Source organism: Spirosoma harenae, from assembly GCF_054776975.1.
This window is the reverse complement of record NZ_BAAHBD010000010.1, coordinates 381,534-401,900: the sequence shown is the minus strand read 5'-3', so window position 1 is coordinate 401,900 and position 20,367 is coordinate 381,534. Positions and strand designations below refer to the sequence as shown.

The following is a 20,367-nucleotide window of genomic DNA, read 5'->3' as shown; positions in this document are numbered from 1 at the left end:
AGCGCCAAATCGATGCCGCTTTACCGTTTATAATCCAGTCGATTTCTCCATTTGTTCGGTATACCGATTACCTATCACGTCAATCTGGGCTGTGGCTTCTTTGATCTCCCGAAGTTCGTCGGCCGTTAGCTGAATCGCAGCGGCTCCGTTATTTTCCGTCAGACGGTGTAGCTTCGTCGTACCCGGAATGGGAACAATCCAGGGTTTCTGCGCCAATACCCAGGCTAACGCAATTTGAGCGGAGGTAGCATTCCGTCGTTCGGCAAATTGGCCCAGCAAATCCAGCAAAGCTTTATTGGCTGTGCGGGCTTCTTCGGTATATCTGGGCAAAATGTTACGAATATCACCTTCCGCAAATTTGGTCGTTTCATCAATTTTACCGGCCAGAAAACCCTTTCCCAGTGGACTAAACGCTACCAAACCAATACCTAATTCTTCGATGGTCGGAATAATTTCGGTTTCGTGCTGACGGGTCCAGAGGGAGTATTCGCTTTGTAGAGCAGAAACGGGTTGTACAGCGTGCGCCTTGCGTATCGTTTGGGCGCCCGCTTCCGACAGTCCGAAATATTTTACCTTTCCTTCCTGAATTAGGTCTTTTACTGTTCCAGCTACGTCCTCAATCGGCACATTGGGGTCAACACGGTGTTGATAAAATAAGTCGATCACATCGACCTTTAATCGTTTCATGGAGGCTTCAGCTACCGCTCGAATGTTTTCTGGACGGCTGTTGACTCCATTCATTTTTCCATCCTGAATATTGAAGCCGAATTTGGTCGCAATGACTACGTTGCTTTTAAATGGCTCCAGAGCCTCACCGACAAGTTCTTCATTACTATAAGGTCCGTACACTTCAGCCGTATCGAAGAACGTAACGCCCTGGTCGACAGCCGCATGAATCAGCGGAATCATCTCTTTTTTGTCCTTAGCCGGACCATAACCAAAACTCATACCCATACAGCCTAATCCGATGGCTGATACCTCAAGACCACTGTTTCCCAGTTTCCGTTTTTGCATTGTTGTACTCATAACGATGTTGATTATTTATTGTACAAACCTATAAGGACGAACGATGGTTAAACAACGAAAAACAAATAGGAACTTACGAAAATCAAACAGGGCTACACGGCTAAAATCCGAATTAGCTATTTCGGAATTTCAACGGACTGAGCTCTGTATGCTTTTTGAAGAAGTTATTGAAATGAGTCACTTCTGTGAACCCTAGCGCATACGCAATTTCCGATACACCCCAGGTACTGTGCTTCAGCAGAATTTTTGCTTCCTGCAAAAAACGCTCAGCAATTAATTGGGAGGTGGTTTTTAAGGTTGTTTCTTTAACAGCCCGGTTTAAGTGATTGACGTGAATATTCAACTGATTGGCAAAATCAGACGCTGAGCGGAAGGCTACTTGTCGATGAGTATCATCAATCGGGAATTGCCGTTCTAAGAGCTCTAGAAACAGGGTGGAAATTCGTTGCGATGCATTAATTGGCTGCTTATCAAAGGAAGAAGACGGCTGCATTTTCGTAGCAAAATGCAATAGCTCAAACACGAGATTTCGCAGAGCATCGTACTTGTGGATATAATCGGAGTTGATCTCCTCAAACATGCGTTCGAACACACCACTAATCCGACTCACCTGCTCATCGGTCAGCTCAAAAATATGCGTTCCGTTTGGCTGAAAAACCTCGTACTGATTCAGGTTGCCGAAGTGATTGAAAAAGTGCTGATTGAAGATGCAAAAAAAGCCCTGACGAATTTGATCCGTATGTTCCCATTTATACGGGATATGTGGGTTAGAAAAAGATAAAGCCTGCTTTTTTACTTCAATCACTTTATCGGCATAATGGACATTGCTGCCGCCAACGACCAGCATGATTTTGTAATAATCCCGCCGTTTATAGGGAACGGGTTGGGCTTTATCACCCAGGAAAGGCTTTAACCGAAATACGTTGAAATGCCCGATTTCGTTACGGATTGAATCGGGCATCCAATCGAATTTGCGCTTATAGAGTTCTTCTAATGTTTCAATTTTATCCATTCTGTTTCAACTAAACTGTCGCCATATTGAACGGCAATTTACGAATGCGCTTGCCGGTCAAGTCAAAAATGGCGTTTGTAAGGGCAGGAGCGAAGGCGGGCAAACCGGGTTCGCCGACCCCACCGGCTGGCTCATCATTGTCCATAATATATACGTCAATGGGCGGTATGTCCGTGATACGAGGAAGCTGATACGAATAGAAGTTTTTATCGACGGGAATGCCATCTTTGAACGTTACCTGATGTTGGGTCGCTGCTCCCAGCGCCATCACAATTGACCCTTCTACCTGTGCTTTGATCGTATCGGGATTGACATACCAACCGCAATCCATTACGGCCCAAACGTGATCGATTTTGACTTTACCATCCGAGTTTTTCGACACTTTCACGACATGGCCTACCGTACTGGCGAAACATTCGGTCATGGCTACTCCGTAGCCCTCGCCTTTCTTTCGAGTTTTCCAACCCGAGACTTCTTCCAACTTAGCAATCTGGCGATGCAATCGTTCATCTTTTAGATACTCCCGTCGAAGCACCAATGGATCTTTGTCTGCTTCATTGGCCAATTCATCCAGAAAACTTTCATAGGCAAAGCCGTTGGTGGAGGCATATACTGACCGCCACCACATGGTTGGAATGGGTGTTTCAAACGGTACATCCTGAATACTTAGATTTTTGATGCTATCGAAGTAAGGTTTTAAAAAACCTTCGGAAGCACTTCCGTTAGGCTTATCTTTCGGACCTCCGCGCCAGTGATTGTTGTTCTGACCAGCCATTTTAACCTTAAAGGCACTGATTTCGCCATTAGCCACCACGCCCTCGCATCGATAGGAAATACCGGGTCGATAAGGACCTTGCGTGGCATCATCCTCGCGCGTCCAGACGACCTGTACAGGGGCTTTTATTTCCTTGGAAATCATCGACGCTTCGTGCGGGTAATCCATAAACGCTTTTCGGCCAAAACCTCCACCCAGAAACGTCAGATTTACAATCACGTTTTCGCGGGGTAAGCCCATTTCTTTACTGATGGCATCTTGCACCCATTCCGGTGCCTGGATTGGTCCCCAGATTTCAAGTTTATCGTCCTGATAATGAGCCGTACAGTTTAGGGGTTCCATACAACTATGGTATTGATAAGGCGTCTCGTAAACAATGTCGAGCTTTTTCGGTGCTTTAGCAATAATGCCTGATGCATCTCCCTGCGTTTTAAACGAAAGCCCTTCCTGAGTTTGGAGCGCTTCCTGCTGACGCTTGTAAATCTCATCGGTACTCAAGTGCTCAAAACCGCTATCGTCCCATTCTACTTTCAGCGCTTTTTTGCCCTGTATGGCCGCCCAGGTCGAGTCGGCTACTACCGCGACGCCTTCGCGGTATGTATTGAAGACCATCATTTTAGTCTTCAATACGTGTTTGACGCCAGGGATTTTACGGGCTGCACTATCATCAAAACTCTTTACTTTCCCACGAAGACGAGGATTACGCTCCACCGCTGCATACAGTAGGCCCGGAAGCTGCTTATCCAGTCCAAATGTAGCAGTGCCATTGGTTTTCAATTTAGTGTCTTGCCGGAGCAGTGGTTTACCAATGAGCTTATAGTCTGATCGCTTCTTCAAGACTACGTTTTTAGGCGTCTCAAGCTTCGACGCGGCAACAACCAGTTCGCCATAATGGACTTTGTTTCCAGAAGGCTTGTGTATGACATGCCCAGCTTCAGCGTAACACTCCGATTTAGGGACGTTCCAATTGGTAGCTGCCGCCTGAATTAGTAGTTCGCGAGCGGTTGCTCCCAAGTTCAATAGGTTTTTATACGACCCCCGTACCGTCGAACTTCCGCCGGTTATTTGATTCCCATATTTTTTCTGGTCGCCTTTGGCAAATACGATATTCACATCATCTAGATTCACTTCCAGTTCTTCGGCAACCATCTGCGGAATGGCCTGATACACACCTTGCCCCATTTCGGCCCGGTGACTAAAAATGGTGACCTTCCCGGACGTATCGATATGTATCCAGGCATTGAGTTCAACGCCGAAATTCTCGGCCTCGGTAGCCTTTATAATCTCAGCTTCCTCAGCATTTGTAGGAATGTAGAAGCCCAGCGACAGAACCGCTCCGGTCAGGCCCGATACTTTTAGGAAATTTCGTCTGGATAATGTCATGATTGTGTTAAGGTTTAGGCGCATACGCACCGGTTTTAATCCAGGTATCCCAGGCTTTCTTAAATTCGGCATGGCTCATTGGTGGCAACGTGCGTCCTTCGCCGGGATTCCAGCCTGCCAATACTAAGCCATCGTTTGCGTGTTCCAGTAACTGATCCATATTCTTGCCCCCGTTTTGTTTCGGGTCCACGAGTTGTTTGGCTAGCTGATTGGGTGTTCGACCCTGGAAAACCATTCGCATGGATGCGGGTGGTAAATGCCAGTCTGGATTTCCCGGTGGTGTGTGCAGACCTGGGGTATTAGTAGGTTGGTGGCAGTTCGCACATTTCATGGAATAAAGACCTTTGCCATCCATACCCCGACGAGGAGTCATTGTATGCAGGTGATTATCATCGCCCTGTAACGGCACATCGCCCGATGGGTGGCAGTTCATGCAACGAGGACTCATCAGCACTTTATAGACGTTCGCAAAAGCTTTAACAGATGCTGCACTATCCTTTTTTATCGGAACAACTACCGTCGCTGGGTCTACACTAACTGAAGCTGTTTCGTGGTTGAACGTAGAAGCCATAATTCCCGTCACCGACAGGAGGATGGTCAAGATATAAATTGCTTTAAAATGCATATACTGACGTTCTTTCGTTTCAAAATGCGTTCAAAGACAGCGAATAACTTATCCGTTTACTCGCTTTTGCCGAGTTTGCGTTCGGTGCCGGCGGCTAAATGAATGGCTTTCCGAATACGGGGATAGGTACCGCATTGACAGATATTACCGGCCATGGCTGCGTCAATATCTTCGTCCGTAGGATTGGGTTTCTCGCGCAGTAATACAACGGCCGACATAATCTGACCAGAATGGCAATAGCCGCACTGGGGTACATCGATTTCCTGCCAGGCCAACTGAACAGGATGGTCGTTGTTTTCTGACAGCCCTTCAATCGTAACGACCTTTTGCCCAGCAATCCGGCTAACTCTGGTCACGCAGGAGCGGACCGCTTCGCCATTCAGATGCACAGTGCAGGCTCCGCACTGAGCCACACCGCAACCGTATTTTGTACCCTTCAGACCAACCACGTCTCGGATGGCCCAAAGCAGCGGCATTTGCGGGTCGACGTCGAGCGAGTGAGCTTTCCCATTGATGTTACATTTGATGATTGCCATAGCTTTAATCGTTGATTTTGATCCCAGTTGCTCGTTGTTACCTTCCGTCTTACCCTGAAAAATTGGTATGTTTAAATGGTAGTGTTTTTCGACGTTTTAAGCCTACCAATCTTCTCATTTACAACCGACTACCTGACTATTTGTTATTGGGAGCTGCCTGAAGCTTATCTATTCAGGTTAACACCGCTAAACTACTAGTATACAGATTATCGGCCTTATGTTATTCAAATAAAGAATTACGAAATTCAAACCATGTAAAAGCTAAAACGGCTCATCGTTGTATTTAAAAGTCGTTATCCAGTTAATTGTCGTTGAGGGTTAATTGCAGCTCGGATTGGCGTCGGAAGAAAATATCGAACCCTTCGCGAATGGCCAATTCAGAAAGAGCATAATAAACTTCCCGCCCTTTTCGTCGCTGTCTCACAATGTGCTTTTTGTGCATAAACCGCAAATTGCTGTATAGTGTAAAATGGTCTATATCAGGTAAGTATTGTTGCAACGTAGAAATGCTGACCATCCGCTCCTGAGCAATAATGCTAACAAGCTGAATACGCAACGGATGCCCCACCGCCTTAAGCATATTGGCTAATTGTTTCACTATTAGTTGATTATCAATCATAAAGACTGCCCCGTTTCAATGTTGAGGATGATGGGAGGTAGATCGCGCATTTACAAATTGAGAGTAGCAGAAGGTTTAGTCTCCTCGCGATTTGGCTCCGGGATAATCTGCTGGTTCGTAACTGACGAGGGTTGAAGGCTATAAGCGACTTTCGTATCCTGCATTTTGACTTTATAGGTATACGGTTTATTGTCAATTCGAACAACAACCTGATACGAATGCTGAGTTAGGCTCGATACATCCAGTTTACGTCGGTATCGCTCCAGATTGGTGAATTCCTCATACAGTGACTGGTTGTGTTGATCGACCACTTTAATTGCATACCGTAACCGGTCGGGATTATTCACAATCACGTACAGTTTGCCATTCGGATTGATGTACGCATGGACACGATAACTACTTATCGCAGATGCGGAATTTTCAGCCGTATTCAGTCGAGGGGATGTGGCTAACACTGGTTCCGCTGACGTTGGAGGAAGAGGTTCTGTTTCGATTCGGGCCGTCAGGAGTTGATTGGCTACCAGATGGTCTAGCAATTGATCGAATTGCCTTTGATTTTTCCGTGTGAGTTTAACCCATTTTTCAGGTAAGATTTCTTCATAAAGAAGCTGTCGATTCGTACCGAAAAACTGAACGATGGTACTGCGGGTAGTGGCCTGCGTATTGAGTCGCCAGTAACCTCTTGCCGAGTCGATTTCAGCCGCGTTTGGGATCGTCGTCTGATTGATCAATTGCGCCAGACCTGCATTTGCTTTCAATAGTAGGCCGAAGAAAATAAGCCGGAAGCCCATAGCTACCTGGGAGCCGAACGGAGACGAGAAAATTCGAACGTGATTCATAGCCAATGATTTGTTTAAACTGATTCAGGTTGTATTCTGGTGGCAAATCAAAGGAGCGCATCAATACATAAATTTTATTTTAGACGAACGACAGTGCAGTTACTACACATCGCGAAAAGTAGATGCACAGTGCCGTTTGTCGAGAAAATCGGTTGTTTGTCGAAAGATTCCCGTGTTGAGGAGCTTACGTGAACCGTTGGGCAAATTAGTTGAGTTTCAACGGTAAGTACGCGTAATTTTGATAGTTCATTGCGGGAGAAATCACTAACAAATGACTCGTTACAGTACGCTCGACCAGACCACCGATCCTCGAACGACAAATGGGCCGAGTACCAGTCGCCGAGGCATTAACCAACTTCGGCGGGAAGTTTTGGCTCATGGACTTTTCTGGGTAGGCTATTTTTTGTTTGAATGGCTCAACACGGGAGCCTACATGGAAAATTATGAGCAGAGTTTTCGTCAGATCAGCCTGAATTTACCGTTGCTCATTGTAGCCGGTTACTGGCATTTGCTCGTTACCGTCCGACGCTTTTTGTTGTCGGGGCGTATGGTTAGTTTTTGGATCAGTTTAGCAGGAGGGATCCTAGTCTTTGGAATTGCTCGTCGGTTTATCAATTACACTTTCCTCTACCCGATCTATTATCCAGATGGGTTGGCAAAACCGCTACTGTACTGGCCTAAAATTCTGGCCGAAAGTATGCATTTACATTTGGTCGTTGCCTTGTTTGTAGCTGCTGATCTGGTGCGCCATGCGTTGATTCAACAACGACTAAATGAAACGTATCGACGAGAAAAACTGGCGGCTGAGTACCGACTACTTCAATCGCAGGTGCAACCCCATTTTCTGTTCAATACGTTGAATAATCTGGTTTCGGTATCCATGCACCAGCCTGCTCAAATGCCCAATTTATTGCAGCGACTGGCGGGTCTGCTCAGTTACCAACTGCACGAAAGTCACCGATCAACAATACCGATCTCGAAAGAGATTGCTTATTTACGGGATTATATTTCGTTGGAACAAATTCGGTATGGCGACCGGCTGGATGTACAGACTAATTTCGGTGAATTGGGTGAGCTGACCAACCTGAAGATTCCACCCATGCTGCTGCTTCCCTTTGTGGAGAATGCGTTCAAGCACGGAGCCGCTCAATCTGAAAATGCCTGTTGGATTCAGTTGCATTTATCTCAAAGTGGTAATCGCCTGATCTATTCGGTCGAAAATTCGGTGCCAGATGGCGTTTCGTACCCGTCGACAACGGGATTGGGCTTAACCAATCTGAAACAGCGGTTGGATATTCTGTTTCCCGGCAATTATGAATTAGTCACGCTACCAGAAGATAGTCAGTTTCTGGCGGTCTTAAAATTCACCCTAAACTAATGGCTATCCGTTGCTTTGTGCTGGACGATGAACCCCTGGCTACTGATTTGCTAAAGGATTATATCAATCGATTACCGGATCTGGAGTTGATCGGACTGTCGAACAGTCCAACGCAGGCATTCAGACAATTGCAGCAGACGCCCGTCGATGTAATTTTTCTGGATATTCAGATGCCCCGACTAACGGGGTTTGATTTGCTTCGTCCGTTAAGCTATCGACCGAAAGTCATTTTTACGACGGCTTTTCGGGAATATGCGCTCGATAGCTACGAATTTGATGTTGTGGATTTCCTGGTCAAACCTATCTCGTTCGAACGCTTCCTGCAATCTGTGGGCAAGATTTATCGATTCTCACCGAGTACACCCACGTTTTCGGAAGTTCCCGAACCAATAAAAACCGGGCGAGACTATCAATATTTTAAAGTGGATAAAGAAATGGTCAAACTGTTTCTGGAAGACATTTTATGGATTGAAAGTTTAAAGGATTACGTACGAATACATACGGTTTCGGGCACGCTGGTTTCTTACCTGCGGATTAGTTATCTGGAAGAAAAACTACCCCCGGATCGCTTCGTCCGTATTCACAAATCGTTTATTGTTTCGTTGGATCATATTCAGGCCGTCAGCGCAACGTATATTCGCGTTCACAATGAAGAAATTCCGATTGGGCGCATTTATAAAGCCAAGCTTGAGGAAGTACTTCAGCGGACTTAAAAGCTTTTTTATTGCCAATTCCTAACAAGTCAAAACTAAAATGAGAAACAGCATCCTCCTATTTCTGGCAGGCACCTCGTTATCCCTGGCATCTTTCGGCCAGAGTGCCTCTGTGGAAACTAAAAATCCTAATTCAGACTACAAATCGGCTTTTTCGGGCCAAACCAGAATAGCTGGTGTAAAATCATCGACCAATTATGAAGGAAAAGTATTGACGGAAACCCTTCAGAAACCATGGGGTATTTACAGTTTGCCCGATGGTCGATTGCTCGTTACCGAGAAAGAAGGAACGATGCGGATCGTCACCACTGCTGGTAAAGTAAGCGAGCCAATTACAGGTCTTCCGAAAGTAAATTCGTCGGGCCAGGGTGGTCTACTGGGCGTTCGCCCTGATCCTGATTTCGCGAAAAACCGGATGATTTACTGGGTATTTTCAGATCCTACAGCGGATGGAAACTTAACCGCAGTTGGCAAAGGTAAATTATCAGCCGATGAAAAAAAGATTGAAGGCGCAACGACCATTTATCAGGCAACACCGGCTTATAAAGGTAATCTACACTACGGCGGACGAATTCTGTTCGACAAAAGCGGTAATCTGTTTATTAGTACCGGAGAGCGTTCGGATAAAGTAACCCGACCACAGGCGCAGTCGCTCAATTCAGGACTGGGGAAAGTGATTCATATTACCAAAGATGGTAAGCCCGTTTCTGGTAACCCATTCGCCAATCAGGCCGACGCTCGACCTGAATTGTATTCCTACGGCCATCGCAACGTACAGAGTCTGGCAATAAACCCCGCAACGGGCGATTTGTGGGAAGGCGAATTTGGGCCACGGGGAGGTGATGAGATCAACTTGATTAAGCCTGGTAAGAATTATGGCTGGCCAACGATCACCTACGGAATCGAATACAGCGGAGAGAAAGTAGGGGAAGGCATCCAGCAAAAAGACGGTCTGGAGCAACCCGTTTATTACTGGGACCCATCCGTTTCGCCTAGTGGTATGACCTTCTACAGCGGTGATGTCATTCCTGAATGGAAAAACAATCTTTTCGTTGGTACGCTAAGCGGCATGCACATCGCCCGACTGGTGATTAAGGATAATAAAGTAGTTGGCGAAGAGCGGTTGCTCGTCGATGAGCATCAACGTTTCCGCGATATTACCCAAGGCAAAGACGGCGCTTTGTATGCCATTACAGATGGAGGCAGACTGTACCGCATCTTCAAAAAATAAGGTTTACGACTCTCGCTTAGTTGTTGACTAGTGGAGGGAATTAAAAGCTGTTTATATCCATTTCGGCAGTGTCGAAGGGTATGGACAGCTTTTTAATTGCATAGCCTATGGACTATGATACAGTATTTGCATCTAGAACTTGCTTTACTAGTTCTGATAATTATTGCTCTCCTATTCCGGGTAACCTGAATCTTTCATTAATCCACTTAGACCAGAATCCAACACGATGCGAAAACTTTATTTACTGCCGCTTTTATTTAGTTCGTCCGTAATGGCGCAGAATAACTTTATAGCTACCTCACCGGCGGCCGACTCACCTGGTATCTTTAATGTGATGGTAGGTATAGGCGCTGGCAATTCTGATCTAACAGGTTCTGGTAACACAATTACGGGTGGTTATGCGGGGCATTATCTAACCAGCGGTACTGAAAATGCATTGTATGGTTCGAACGCAGGACGACTTACTACGTCAGGTAATGCCAATACATTTCTGGGAACAGCTGCGGGTTATACCAATACAACTGGATCAAATAATACGTTTGTTGGGGCAGATGCTGGATTCTATAATACCAGTGGCTATAATAACGTCTTTTTAGGTCGGACGGCAGGACAAGGTAATACTATCGGTAGTGAGAACTCATTTATAGGAGTTAATGCAGGCTATTACAATACTGAAGGTGTTGAGAATACATTTGTTGGAAGCTCTGCTGGCTTTTCGAACACATCTGGTTACCGAAATGTATTTGTCGGGCGACAGACTGGTAATCAAAATACGACGGGTTATAGTAATGTGTTTTTGGGGTATACTGCGGGCTACGCCAATACATCCGGGTATAGTAATGTGTTTATGGGAACTTCAGCGGGTAATAAAAATACCACTGGTGTCCGTAACACCTTTTTGGGTACATCTTCGGGCGCTAATAACACAACGGGTAATTCTAATGCTTTTACCGGGAGTTTTGCCGGGATTAGCAACATAACAGGATCGGCAAATACATTTAATGGCTATGAAGCAGGTAACCAGAATACAACGGGCTCCTACAACTCTTTTATAGGGAATGACGCAGGGTACTCCAATACAACTGGCGCATCAAACACGTTTATTGGCACCAATGCTGGTTATTATAATACTACAGGAAACAACAATATCATTATTGGTCCCAAATCGGGTACAACTATTACTACTAGCGATGATAATATATTAATGGGCTACAATGTCCAGTCTGGTAATGGGCAGGGAGGGCATAATGTAATTATTGGTGGTGAAGCCGGTAGTGGCCTTTGGGCAGGTTCTGGTAATACAATAATTGGTCATAAGGCTAGCGCAGAAGCAATAACATTGCAAAATGCAACCGCCATCGGAGCTGATGCGCGTGTTGAAATTAGTAATGCGGTTGTGCTGGGTCACAAGGCTAACGTTGGGATTGGTACTTCATCCCCTTCTACTCGGCTGGAAGTCGTTAGCCCCAATGCCGATAATAGCGGTTTGCGATTAAGTCAACTGACCACTAAGAGTCCCACTACTCAAAGTACAGATCAATTTTTGACAGTCAACGAAAAGGGTGATGTCATTAAAGCCCGTTATCAGCTACGAATTAGCAATACTAGTGAATGGAGTGATAAAGTCTTTTCACCTACTTATAAACTCCGCCCATTGGACTCCGTAGCCAACTATGTATGTGAGCAGGGGCATTTACCCGGTGTACCGTCGGCTAACGAAGTCGTTAAAGAAGGGGTTGACCTAGCCAAAATGAATGCTACATTGCTGGAAAAAATTGAGGAGTTGACGTTATATCTGATTCAGCAACAGAAACGAATTGAACAGCTAGAAAGCAAACTTGAGCATCAAACCAAATAGAGTGGCGCTTGAATATTGATGTTCACTTTTCGTTCAGTTCGCTGAAAAAATCACTGCGGTAGCTATTTCGAGCGTACCTTTACACTATGAATCGCAATCTGACGGATGGTCTCAATTTTGCTTCCAAGCTCACGCCTAAACGGGTCGCTAATGCCCTGAAGGTATTGTCGAGCTATTATGTAGCAAAACAAACAGGTCGTCCGATACAGCGGGGATTGCCAATGTCTGTATCGTTCGAGCCGACGACATCCTGCAATTTGCGCTGCCCTGAATGCCCCAGTGGTCTTCGGTCATTTACTCGCCCAACCGGAATGCTTGGCGAAGACCTGTATAAGCGCACTATTGACGAACTTCATGATACGCTTCTCTATCTGATTTTCTATTTTCAGGGCGAACCGTATTTACATCCGCAATTTCTGGATCTGGTTCGTTATGCGACGGACCGTAATATCTACACCGCTACCAGCACCAATGCCCACTACCTGACCGATGCCAATGCCCGCAAAACGGTCGAATCGGGACTGGATCGATTAATTATTTCGATTGACGGCACGACGCAGGAAGTGTATCAGCAATATCGGGTAGGGGGGAAACTGGAGAAAGTGCTGGAAGGAACAAAGAACATTCTGCGCTGGAAAAAAGAACTCAAATCACGGACGCCACACGTTGTTTTTCAATTTCTGGTTGTCAGGCCCAACGAGCATCAGATTGCGGAAGTCAAAAAGCTAGCTCGTGAATTAGGCGTTGATGAAGTTGGTCTGAAAACCGCGCAAATCTATGATTACCAGCAAGGTTCAGATTTAATCCCAACGTTGGATCAATACAGCCGTTATGCTGCGCAGGCCGATGGGACATACCGCATCAAAAATGGCTTTGGCGATCATTGCTGGAAAATGTGGCATTCCTGCGTAATTACCTGGGATGGTCTTGTTGTTCCCTGCTGCTTCGACAAAGATGCCCATCACCGGCTGGGCGATTTACAAACGCAATCCTTTGCTGATATCTGGCAAGGCCCAGCTTATCAGGATTTTCGCCAGACATTACTCCGCTCTCGTTCCGAAATCGAAATGTGCCGGAATTGCACAGAAGGCACAAAAGTGTGGGCGTAATTTAATGAGTGAAAGAGCGAATAAAACGTGCGTCAGCTATTCGCTCTTTTACTCTTTCGCCAAATCCTTGTAGCTAATCAATTGAATTCCTTTTGTTTTGATGAGAGCTTTTACGCGCGGGTCGGTCCAGGTGTCGGTTACACCTTGTCGGTCGATGGCGACTTGTTCGTAGCCGATGTGATGAATAGCCTGCACTTCGGGTGTATTCAAACCTGGATGATCAACGAAAAGGTAGGTTTTACCCGCTTCCAGACTTTCGAGCATTTTCATGAAACTGTCAATTTTCTCCTGCGAGGTAGCATGAGCACCTATGTAGCTTATACTGTTGACGCCCCGGTCTCTTGGAACAATGTCAATCTTATATTCTTTCGACAGTTTCTTAACCAACTCTTTCACATCATTACCCATATCCGTACAGCCCATATGACCGGAAAAATGACTGATACGAGGTATTTTCTTTAACGCCAGCTCAAGCTGTGCCCGGAATTCTTTTTCAACATCGGCCAACTGCCAGTCATTCTCAACTACGGATCGTTTCGGATAATTTTTATTGGGATAAATCATCGGATAAAAATACCCGTCAGCGTCGCGTAGGCTGGGGCAGTCCGATACGGGGCGCCATTTAATATTATCCCATTCGCTACTGAGCGACAGGTGAATACCAACATCGACGGTTGGATTTTCTGCCAGTAGTTTAACGGCTTCCGGAAACCAGGGCGAAGGAACAAGCACTTCGATAGACGTTTCAATACCGTCTTTAAAGCATTTTATAAGGGCTTCGTTTCCTGCGTGCGAATACCCCATGTCGTCTCCACGAATAATGAGCCGGGGAGGAGTTTGGGCGAAGGAACTGCCAGCGAGTAAGCAGAAAAAGAGACAGACGAACGATTTCATAATAAGATGACACATATCAATTATTCATAATTCACGTTGGTTTAAATCTTCTCGGCAATACGCAGTTTGGCACTTCGGGCGCGTGGATTACGGGCAATTTCGTCCGGTGTCGCTTCGATGGGTTTGCGAGTGATAGCTCGCAACGGTTTGATCTCATTACCAAACAAATCCTTTTCTACTTCGCCCTGGAATTTTCCTTTATTAATGAAGTTTTTAACTAGTCGATCTTCGAGCGAATGATACGACATGACCACTAAACGCCCGCCTGGTTTCAGAATGTCGGGAACCTGTTCCAGAAATTCCTCTAATGCTTGTAATTCTTCGTTTACCTCAATCCGTAATGCCTGGAAAACCTGGGCAAAATATTTATTCTCTTTGCCGCGCGGAGCCAGACGTTGCAAAGCTGCTTTTAGGTCGTTGACCGATTTGAGGGGTCGGTTTGAGCGAGCCGATACAAGCGCGGCAGCGGCTGTTCGGGCATTGGTGATCTCGCCATACATCCCCAGAATTCGGTGGAGATCAGCTTCTGAATAGTCATTAACCACCTCGCGAGCACTTTTGTCGGCATTCTGATTCATCCGCATATCCAGATCAGCATCGAAGCGGGTTGAGAAACCCCGTTCGGGCGTATCGATCTGGTGCGACGAAATGCCTAAATCGGCCAAAATTCCATCGACTTGCTCTGCTTTATAGAGCCGGAGGTATCGTTTGATATTCCGAAAATTCGAGGCAATAAATGTCAGACGGGAATCGCCAATCGCCTGGGCATTTGCGCGTGCGTCGGCATCCTGATCGAAAGCAAATAATCGGCCTTCGGTCAGTTGATTCAATATTTCGCGACTATGGCCTCCACCGCCAAACGTAATGTCAACGTAGGTGCCGCCGGTTTGCAAATTCAGCCCGTCGATACAGGCTTGTAATAAAACAGGATCGTGGTAATTGGTCATTCAGAAACTAACCGTCTTGAGTCATCGTTAATTGGGTCATTGATTGTCAACAACCTGCATTGAGCCTTCTTTCTAAAAAGCATGAAGCACATCCTTCCTCTACTCACTTTATTAGCCGTCCCCGATCTTTCTTTTGGCCATTCTTTGTCATCCGATCCACCTGCTGCTACAGTCAAACCTGGTCAATATCGGGCCGTTCTGAAAACTCGCGGGGGCGATTTGCCTTTTGGCTTGTCGATTCAGTCGAGCCAAAAAGATCCGCAGGCTTACACCGTTTTTGCCCTAAATGGCAACGAACGATTGCCACTGGATGCAGCGACGGTTCAAGGAGATTCGCTACGAATGCCTATTGCTCTGTTTGAGTCGGAACTAGTTGCAAAGATAGAAGGGAATACGCTTCGGGGTGTCTATCGACGAAAACGTGTAGGATCACCTGCGCAAACTCTACCATTTGAAGCCCAGTACGGTCAGAATTATCGGTTTGTACCCGATCAGGAGTCACGTTCGGCAACTACGAATGTAACGGGTAAATGGGCTACGACTTTTGGAAGTAAAACCGGCAAAGTCGATACCGTCAATGCTGTTGGTATTTTCGACCAAAAAGGTAGTCGACTAACGGGTACTTTCCTCACACCAACGGGCGATTACCGATATTTAGAAGGAAATGTAGTGGGTGATAGTTTATTTCTATCCTGCTTTGATGGTTCGCATGTGTATTTGTTCAAGGCGAAACACGATCCAGCAACAAAAACGCTTCAAGGCGGCCTATGGGCGGGCATCAGTGGCTACGAATCCTGGGTCGCTAAGTTTGATCCCAAAGCCGATCTGCCTGATCCTGCTAAACTGACGTATCTAAAACCGGGCTCAACGCAATTTAACGCATCATTCCCTCAAACAGATGGGAAAATAGTGTCGCTGGCCGATGATCGTTTCAAAAATAAAGTAACGATTGTGCAGATTATGGGCAGCTGGTGCCCAAACTGTATGGATGAAACGAACTTCCTGAGCCCTTGGTACAAAAAGAATAAAAATCGAGGTATTGAAATACTCGGCCTGTCGTTTGAGCGGTCGCCAGAAATGGCTATATCAGGACCAAAAATTGATCGGATGAAGCAACGTTTTCAGATCGATTATCCAGTTGTGTTGGCTGGTACAAACGATAAAGCGCAAGCCTCCAAAGCATTGCCCGACTTGAATGCTGTCGTCGCATTTCCTACCACTATTTTCATCGACAAAAAAGGTGCGGTGCGGCACATTCACACAGGCTTCTCTGGCCCCGGCACTGGCAAATATTACGACCAATACGTCGAAGAATTCAATCGCCTGATTGATAAACTAGTGTCTGAACAATGATTCTGAACCACTCCGGCGGCCCGGCGGGATTTATTTGATTGAACTGATTAAGCTGATTTTGTTTTTTAGCTTCTTTGAAGCGCTCTATTCGTTTTCCAAACCAGCTTAATCAGTTCAATCAAATAAATCCGGCATAGAATATTATGCATGCATACTATTTGTGGGAAAATTGGTAGATTTACGTCCAGGAGAAAGGACGACACCTGCCATGAAGAAGGAAAAAACCGTTGATTTTCATATAAAATGGGGTTGGCATGCCATATCACGCATGTACAATGCCTACGCAGCTCGCTTCGACATTACGATGGCGATTGGCTATGTGCTGCTGAATATCGATCTGGAAGAAGGAACCCCAGCCACCAAAATTGGCCCAATGCTGGGCATGGAGCCCCGTTCGCTGGTCAGAATGCTGAAAAACCTGGAAGAACGTGGACTGATTCGTCGGGAAGTTGACGAGGCCGACAAACGATTTGTCCGGATTTACCTCACCGATGAAGGAAAAGCCAAGCGTGAGATGGCCCGCGATGGCGTTATTCTGTTCAATAACATGATCCGTGAGAAAATCCCGCTCGATAAGCTAGTTACCTTTTTCGACGTGATGAAAGATATTATTCAGATGGTTGAAGAGGAAAACGCCCGAATCAAAACAACTGAACCCGAAGAATTATCACTAGACTAATCCCTTATTAAGACAATAAAACGGATGAGTGTCTCATCATTCTATTGACTGGACAGAACCATGGAAGCAACCTTAGAAAAACCCAAAAGCCAAACTAAAAATCGTACGATCCGGCGTGTGGCCGTGCTGGGTTCCGGTATTATGGGCTCACGTATTGCCGCTCATTTTGCCAATATCGGTGTCGATGTATTATTGCTGGATATTGTTCCCAAAGAACCTAATGAAGCTGAACAGGCTAAAGGCTTAACAGTAACTAGTCCGGTGGTGCGCAACCGCATTGTGAACGATGCGTTTCAGACCATGCTGAAAGCTAGTCCGGCGTCGCTTTACAGCCCGAAGTTTGCTGATCGAATCAAGCTGGGAAACTTCGACGATAATCTGAAAGACATTGCGACGTATGATTGGGTCATCGAAGTAGTTGTAGAGCGACTGGATATAAAACGGTCTGTCTATGAGCGTGTTGAGCAATTTCGTAAACCGGGAACGTTGATTACATCCAATACATCGGGCATTCCGATGCATCTGTTGGTAGAAGGTCGTAGCGAAGATTTTCGTCGGCATTTCTGCGGAACCCACTTCTTCAATCCACCCCGTTATTTACGGTTACTCGAAATAATTCCTGGTCCTGATACCGATCATGCTGTTGTTGATTTCCTGATGAACTATGGCGATCTGTATCTTGGAAAAACGACTGTGTTATGTAAAGACACGCCCGGTTTTATTGCCAACCGACTGGGCATACAATCGCTGATTCAGACTATTCGCGTAGCCGAGGAATTGGGGTTGACGGTTGAAGAAGTCGATAAACTCACGGGGCCGGTGGTAGGTCGCCCAAAATCGGGGACGTTCCGATTATCGGATGTGGTCGGGCTGGATACGACGGTTAACGTTGCCGGAAATCTGGTAAAAATGGAACACGATGAGTCGCGTACGTCGTTTGAGTTACCAGACTCCGTAAAGAAATTGATGGAGAATAAGTGGCTTGGCGATAAAACAGGTCAGGGCTATTATAAAAAGATAAAAGACGACAAGGGACAGACGCAGATTCTGGCACTCGACCTGAAAACGTACGAATACAAGCCGTCGGAAAAGGTAAAATTCGCGACACTGGAAAGTACCAAAGCGATTGAAAATCTAAAAAATCGTTTTCCGGTATTGATCGCTGGAAAAGATAAAGCGGGTGAGTTTTACCGGAAGACGTTTGCCGATGGATTCCGATACGCAACCTATCGAATCCCTGAAATTTCGGATGAACTCTACCGGATCGATGCCGCCATTACGGCTGGATTCGGTTGGCAAATGGGACTTTTCGAAACCTGGGATGCTATTGGTGTAAAGAAAGGCGTTGAACTCATCGAGTCGCTTGGTCAGAAACCTGCTCAATGGGTTTACGACATGCTTGATGCAGGATTCGAATCGTTCTATAAAGTTGAAAATGGCAAACGGAAGTACTACGACATTTCAACGAAAAGCTACAAGGTTATTCCGGGTTCGGAAGCATTTACCATTCTGGAAAACCTCAGCAATAATATCGTCTGGAAAAATGCGGGCGCTACTATTGTTGACTTGGGCGACGGTATTCTGAACGTAGAATTTCGTAGTAAAATGAATACGTTTGGGCAGGAAGTTTCGGAAGCGTTGAACAAAGGTATTGCACTGGCAGAGAAAGACTTCCGAGGACTGGTTGTTGGAAACGATTCGACGGAAGCGTTTTCGGCTGGCGCGAATCTGGCCACGCTGTTTATGTTTGCCGTTGAGCAGGAATTCGACGAAGTAAACCTGATGATTGCGCAATTCCAGAAATTGATCACTCGTCTTCGCTACTCGGCGATTCCAGTTATTGTTGCTCCACATACCCTTACACTTGGTGGTGGTTGTGAAGCTGTACTCCATGCTGATCGCGTTGTTGCTCATGCAGAAAGCTACATTGGATTGGTTGAAGTGGGTGTTGGTCTGATTCCGGCGGGTGGTGGTACGAAAGAAATGGCCGCTCGTGCATCCGATCTTTATCAAACCGGCGATCCTGAATTGAACATACTGCAAAATGTGTTCATGAATATTGCTACGGCTAAGGTTTCAACATCAGCGCAGGAAGCTCGCGAAATGAATTACTTGCGCTCGACTGATCAGATTGTATTGAACCGTAGTCGGTTATTGGCCGAAGCCAAACAGGCGGCTATCGAACTGGCTGAAAATGGCTACACACAACCTAAGCCCAGAAGGGATATTAAGGTACAGGGTAAAACAGGTATTGCCTTGTTTAAAGCCGGAATTACGGCCATGCATATGGGCCGCTATATTTCCGATCACGACCGGAAAATTGCGGATAAACTGGCCTACGTAATTTGCGGAGGAGATTTAAGTACACCGCAAAACGTTTCAGAACAATATTTACTTGATCTGGAGCGCGAAGCATTTCTCTCACTGACTGGCGAAAAGAAAACTCTTGAGCGAATTCAGAGCTTATTGACGGGCGGAAAACCACTTCGGAATTAGGCAAACCAGCACTCGATACAAATGTACACCAGCTACTTTCGGATTGGCTGGTGTATTTTTTTATATAAGATATAGGCAAAACGAAATACCCCGTATACTAAATTTGGTTGATTCTAACACAGAAAGTACTACAGTTTTTTGAGATAGTATATACATCAATTTGTATCTAAATAGTTTATTTGGGTTAGTAGTAGTATTCGATTTTTGGATTATAGTGAGGTGATTTTACATATAATCAATCTGACCCACCATTTAATATATTTTGCCTATACTGACGAGGTTTTGCATTAACTTTTCAGTGGCTTTATGCCCTAACCCATATAATAAATTTCTTAATGCAAATGACTGACCTTATCAGCGATGAGGACATGATTCGTCAGTACCTGACGAATCAGCCCGAGCACTGTTTTGGGACTCTCTACAATCGATACGTCCACAAAGTATACAGGCGGTGCTTGTCTATGACGAAAGACCCCTTAAAAGCAGAGGACTACACCCACGACATCTTCCTGAAAGTATTTAACCGACTGGATGCCTTTCAGGAGCGGTCAAGTTTTTCAACCTGGCTCTACGCAATTTCCTACAATTATTGCTCTGATCAACTTCGACTAGCCAAGCGGATGAATTTTATTACGGCTGAAGAGGAGCCTAATCCAAACATTCCCGAACCGCAGGAAAGTCAGCTAAACGAAGAAGCCTTACAGCTAATCAATCGGGCTTTAAGCACCCTTTCAGTAAAAGAACGAGCCTTGCTTCAGCTCAAATACGAAGAGAATCTAAGCATTCATTCAATTGCCGAACTCTATAGACTGAATCCTAGTACCGTTAAAATGCGTCTGAAGCGTAGCCGTGACAAAGTGGAGCGTCTCTACTCAAAACTGTGTAATCAATAAG

Annotated in this window: 18 protein-coding genes; 9 read left to right on the top strand and 9 right to left on the bottom strand. The window is 45.7% G+C overall.

The window, feature by feature from the left end; translation table 11 throughout:
- Positions 1–27: 27 nt before the first annotated feature.
- From ACYVE4_RS15675 to ACYVE4_RS15645, 7 genes are all read right to left on the bottom strand, one after another.
- Entirely contained in the window at positions 28–1,014 is a 987-nt protein-coding gene (locus ACYVE4_RS15675) for an aldo/keto reductase (protein ID WP_461041102.1), read from the bottom strand.
- A gap of 124 nt (positions 1,015–1,138) precedes the next feature.
- Positions 1,139–2,038 carry a helix-turn-helix domain-containing protein gene (locus tag ACYVE4_RS15670; RefSeq protein ID WP_461041101.1) on the bottom strand — a complete coding sequence of 300 codons (900 nt, stop codon included), beginning with the start codon at positions 2,036–2,038 and terminating at the stop codon, positions 1,139–1,141.
- Between the two features lie 10 nt (positions 2,039–2,048).
- Positions 2,049–4,196 (bottom strand): molybdopterin cofactor-binding domain-containing protein, encoded by a 2,148-nt coding sequence (locus ACYVE4_RS15665; RefSeq protein ID WP_461041100.1) that lies wholly within the window; start codon positions 4,194–4,196, stop codon positions 2,049–2,051.
- Positions 4,197–4,203: 7 nt separating this feature from the next.
- Positions 4,204–4,797: a hypothetical protein gene (locus tag ACYVE4_RS15660; protein ID WP_461041099.1), complete on the bottom strand. Its 594-nt coding sequence runs from the start codon at positions 4,795–4,797 to the stop codon at positions 4,204–4,206.
- 80 nt (positions 4,798–4,877) lie between these two features.
- A complete protein-coding gene (locus tag ACYVE4_RS15655; RefSeq protein WP_461041098.1) occupies positions 4,878–5,357 on the bottom strand; it encodes a (2Fe-2S)-binding protein in 480 nt (159 codons plus the stop codon).
- A 301-nt stretch (positions 5,358–5,658) separates the two neighbouring features.
- On the bottom strand, positions 5,659–5,955 hold the full coding sequence (locus ACYVE4_RS15650; protein ID WP_461041097.1) for an ArsR/SmtB family transcription factor: 297 nt from the start codon (positions 5,953–5,955) through the stop codon (positions 5,659–5,661).
- 71 nt (positions 5,956–6,026) lie between these two features.
- Positions 6,027–6,815 (bottom strand): hypothetical protein, encoded by a 789-nt coding sequence (locus ACYVE4_RS15645; protein ID WP_461041096.1) that lies wholly within the window; start codon positions 6,813–6,815, stop codon positions 6,027–6,029.
- Positions 6,816–7,086: 271 nt separating this feature from the next.
- On the opposite strand from ACYVE4_RS15645, the gene ACYVE4_RS15640 reads away from it, so the two are divergent.
- From ACYVE4_RS15640 to ACYVE4_RS15620, 5 genes are all read left to right on the top strand, one after another.
- Positions 7,087–8,193 (top strand): sensor histidine kinase, encoded by a 1,107-nt coding sequence (locus ACYVE4_RS15640; protein ID WP_461041095.1) that lies wholly within the window; start codon positions 7,087–7,089, stop codon positions 8,191–8,193.
- Complete coding sequence (locus ACYVE4_RS15635; protein ID WP_461041094.1) at positions 8,193–8,906, top strand: LytR/AlgR family response regulator transcription factor; 714 nt, start codon at positions 8,193–8,195, stop codon at positions 8,904–8,906. The genes ACYVE4_RS15640 and ACYVE4_RS15635 overlap by 1 nt, the downstream gene beginning before the upstream one ends.
- Positions 8,907–8,946: 40 nt before the next feature.
- On the top strand, positions 8,947–10,137 hold the full coding sequence (locus ACYVE4_RS15630; RefSeq protein WP_461041093.1) for a PQQ-dependent sugar dehydrogenase: 1,191 nt from the start codon (positions 8,947–8,949) through the stop codon (positions 10,135–10,137).
- 226 nt (positions 10,138–10,363) lie between these two features.
- Entirely contained in the window at positions 10,364–11,995 is a 1,632-nt protein-coding gene (locus ACYVE4_RS15625; RefSeq protein ID WP_461041092.1) for an autotransporter outer membrane beta-barrel domain-containing protein, read from the top strand.
- 86 nt (positions 11,996–12,081) lie between these two features.
- Positions 12,082–13,104 (top strand): SPASM domain-containing protein, encoded by a 1,023-nt coding sequence (locus ACYVE4_RS15620; RefSeq protein ID WP_461041091.1) that lies wholly within the window; start codon positions 12,082–12,084, stop codon positions 13,102–13,104.
- A gap of 48 nt (positions 13,105–13,152) precedes the next feature.
- Here ACYVE4_RS15620 and ACYVE4_RS15615 read toward each other — a convergent pair whose 3' ends face one another.
- Together ACYVE4_RS15615 and rsmH are read right to left on the bottom strand one after the other, a co-directional pair.
- Positions 13,153–13,998 carry a polysaccharide deacetylase family protein gene (locus tag ACYVE4_RS15615; RefSeq protein ID WP_461041090.1) on the bottom strand — a complete coding sequence of 282 codons (846 nt, stop codon included), beginning with the start codon at positions 13,996–13,998 and terminating at the stop codon, positions 13,153–13,155.
- Positions 13,999–14,039: 41 nt separating this feature from the next.
- The gene (rsmH, locus tag ACYVE4_RS15610; RefSeq protein ID WP_461041089.1) at positions 14,040–14,945 is read right to left on the bottom strand and encodes a 16S rRNA (cytosine(1402)-N(4))-methyltransferase RsmH; all 906 of its coding nucleotides are present in this window, start codon (positions 14,943–14,945) and stop codon (positions 14,040–14,042) included.
- A gap of 81 nt (positions 14,946–15,026) precedes the next feature.
- Here rsmH and ACYVE4_RS15605 point away from each other — a divergent pair, with 81 nt between their 5' ends.
- From ACYVE4_RS15605 to ACYVE4_RS15590, 4 genes are all read left to right on the top strand, one after another.
- Positions 15,027–16,298: a peroxiredoxin family protein gene (locus ACYVE4_RS15605; protein ID WP_461041088.1), complete on the top strand. Its 1,272-nt coding sequence runs from the start codon at positions 15,027–15,029 to the stop codon at positions 16,296–16,298.
- A gap of 208 nt (positions 16,299–16,506) precedes the next feature.
- A complete protein-coding gene (locus ACYVE4_RS15600) occupies positions 16,507–16,977 on the top strand; it encodes a MarR family winged helix-turn-helix transcriptional regulator (protein WP_461041087.1) in 471 nt (156 codons plus the stop codon).
- A 60-nt stretch (positions 16,978–17,037) separates the two neighbouring features.
- Positions 17,038–19,473 (top strand): 3-hydroxyacyl-CoA dehydrogenase/enoyl-CoA hydratase family protein, encoded by a 2,436-nt coding sequence (locus ACYVE4_RS15595; protein WP_461041086.1) that lies wholly within the window; start codon positions 17,038–17,040, stop codon positions 19,471–19,473.
- Between the two features lie 341 nt (positions 19,474–19,814).
- Positions 19,815–20,366 (top strand): RNA polymerase sigma factor, encoded by a 552-nt coding sequence (locus ACYVE4_RS15590; RefSeq protein ID WP_461041085.1) that lies wholly within the window; start codon positions 19,815–19,817, stop codon positions 20,364–20,366.
- Position 20,367: the final 1 nt, after the last annotated feature.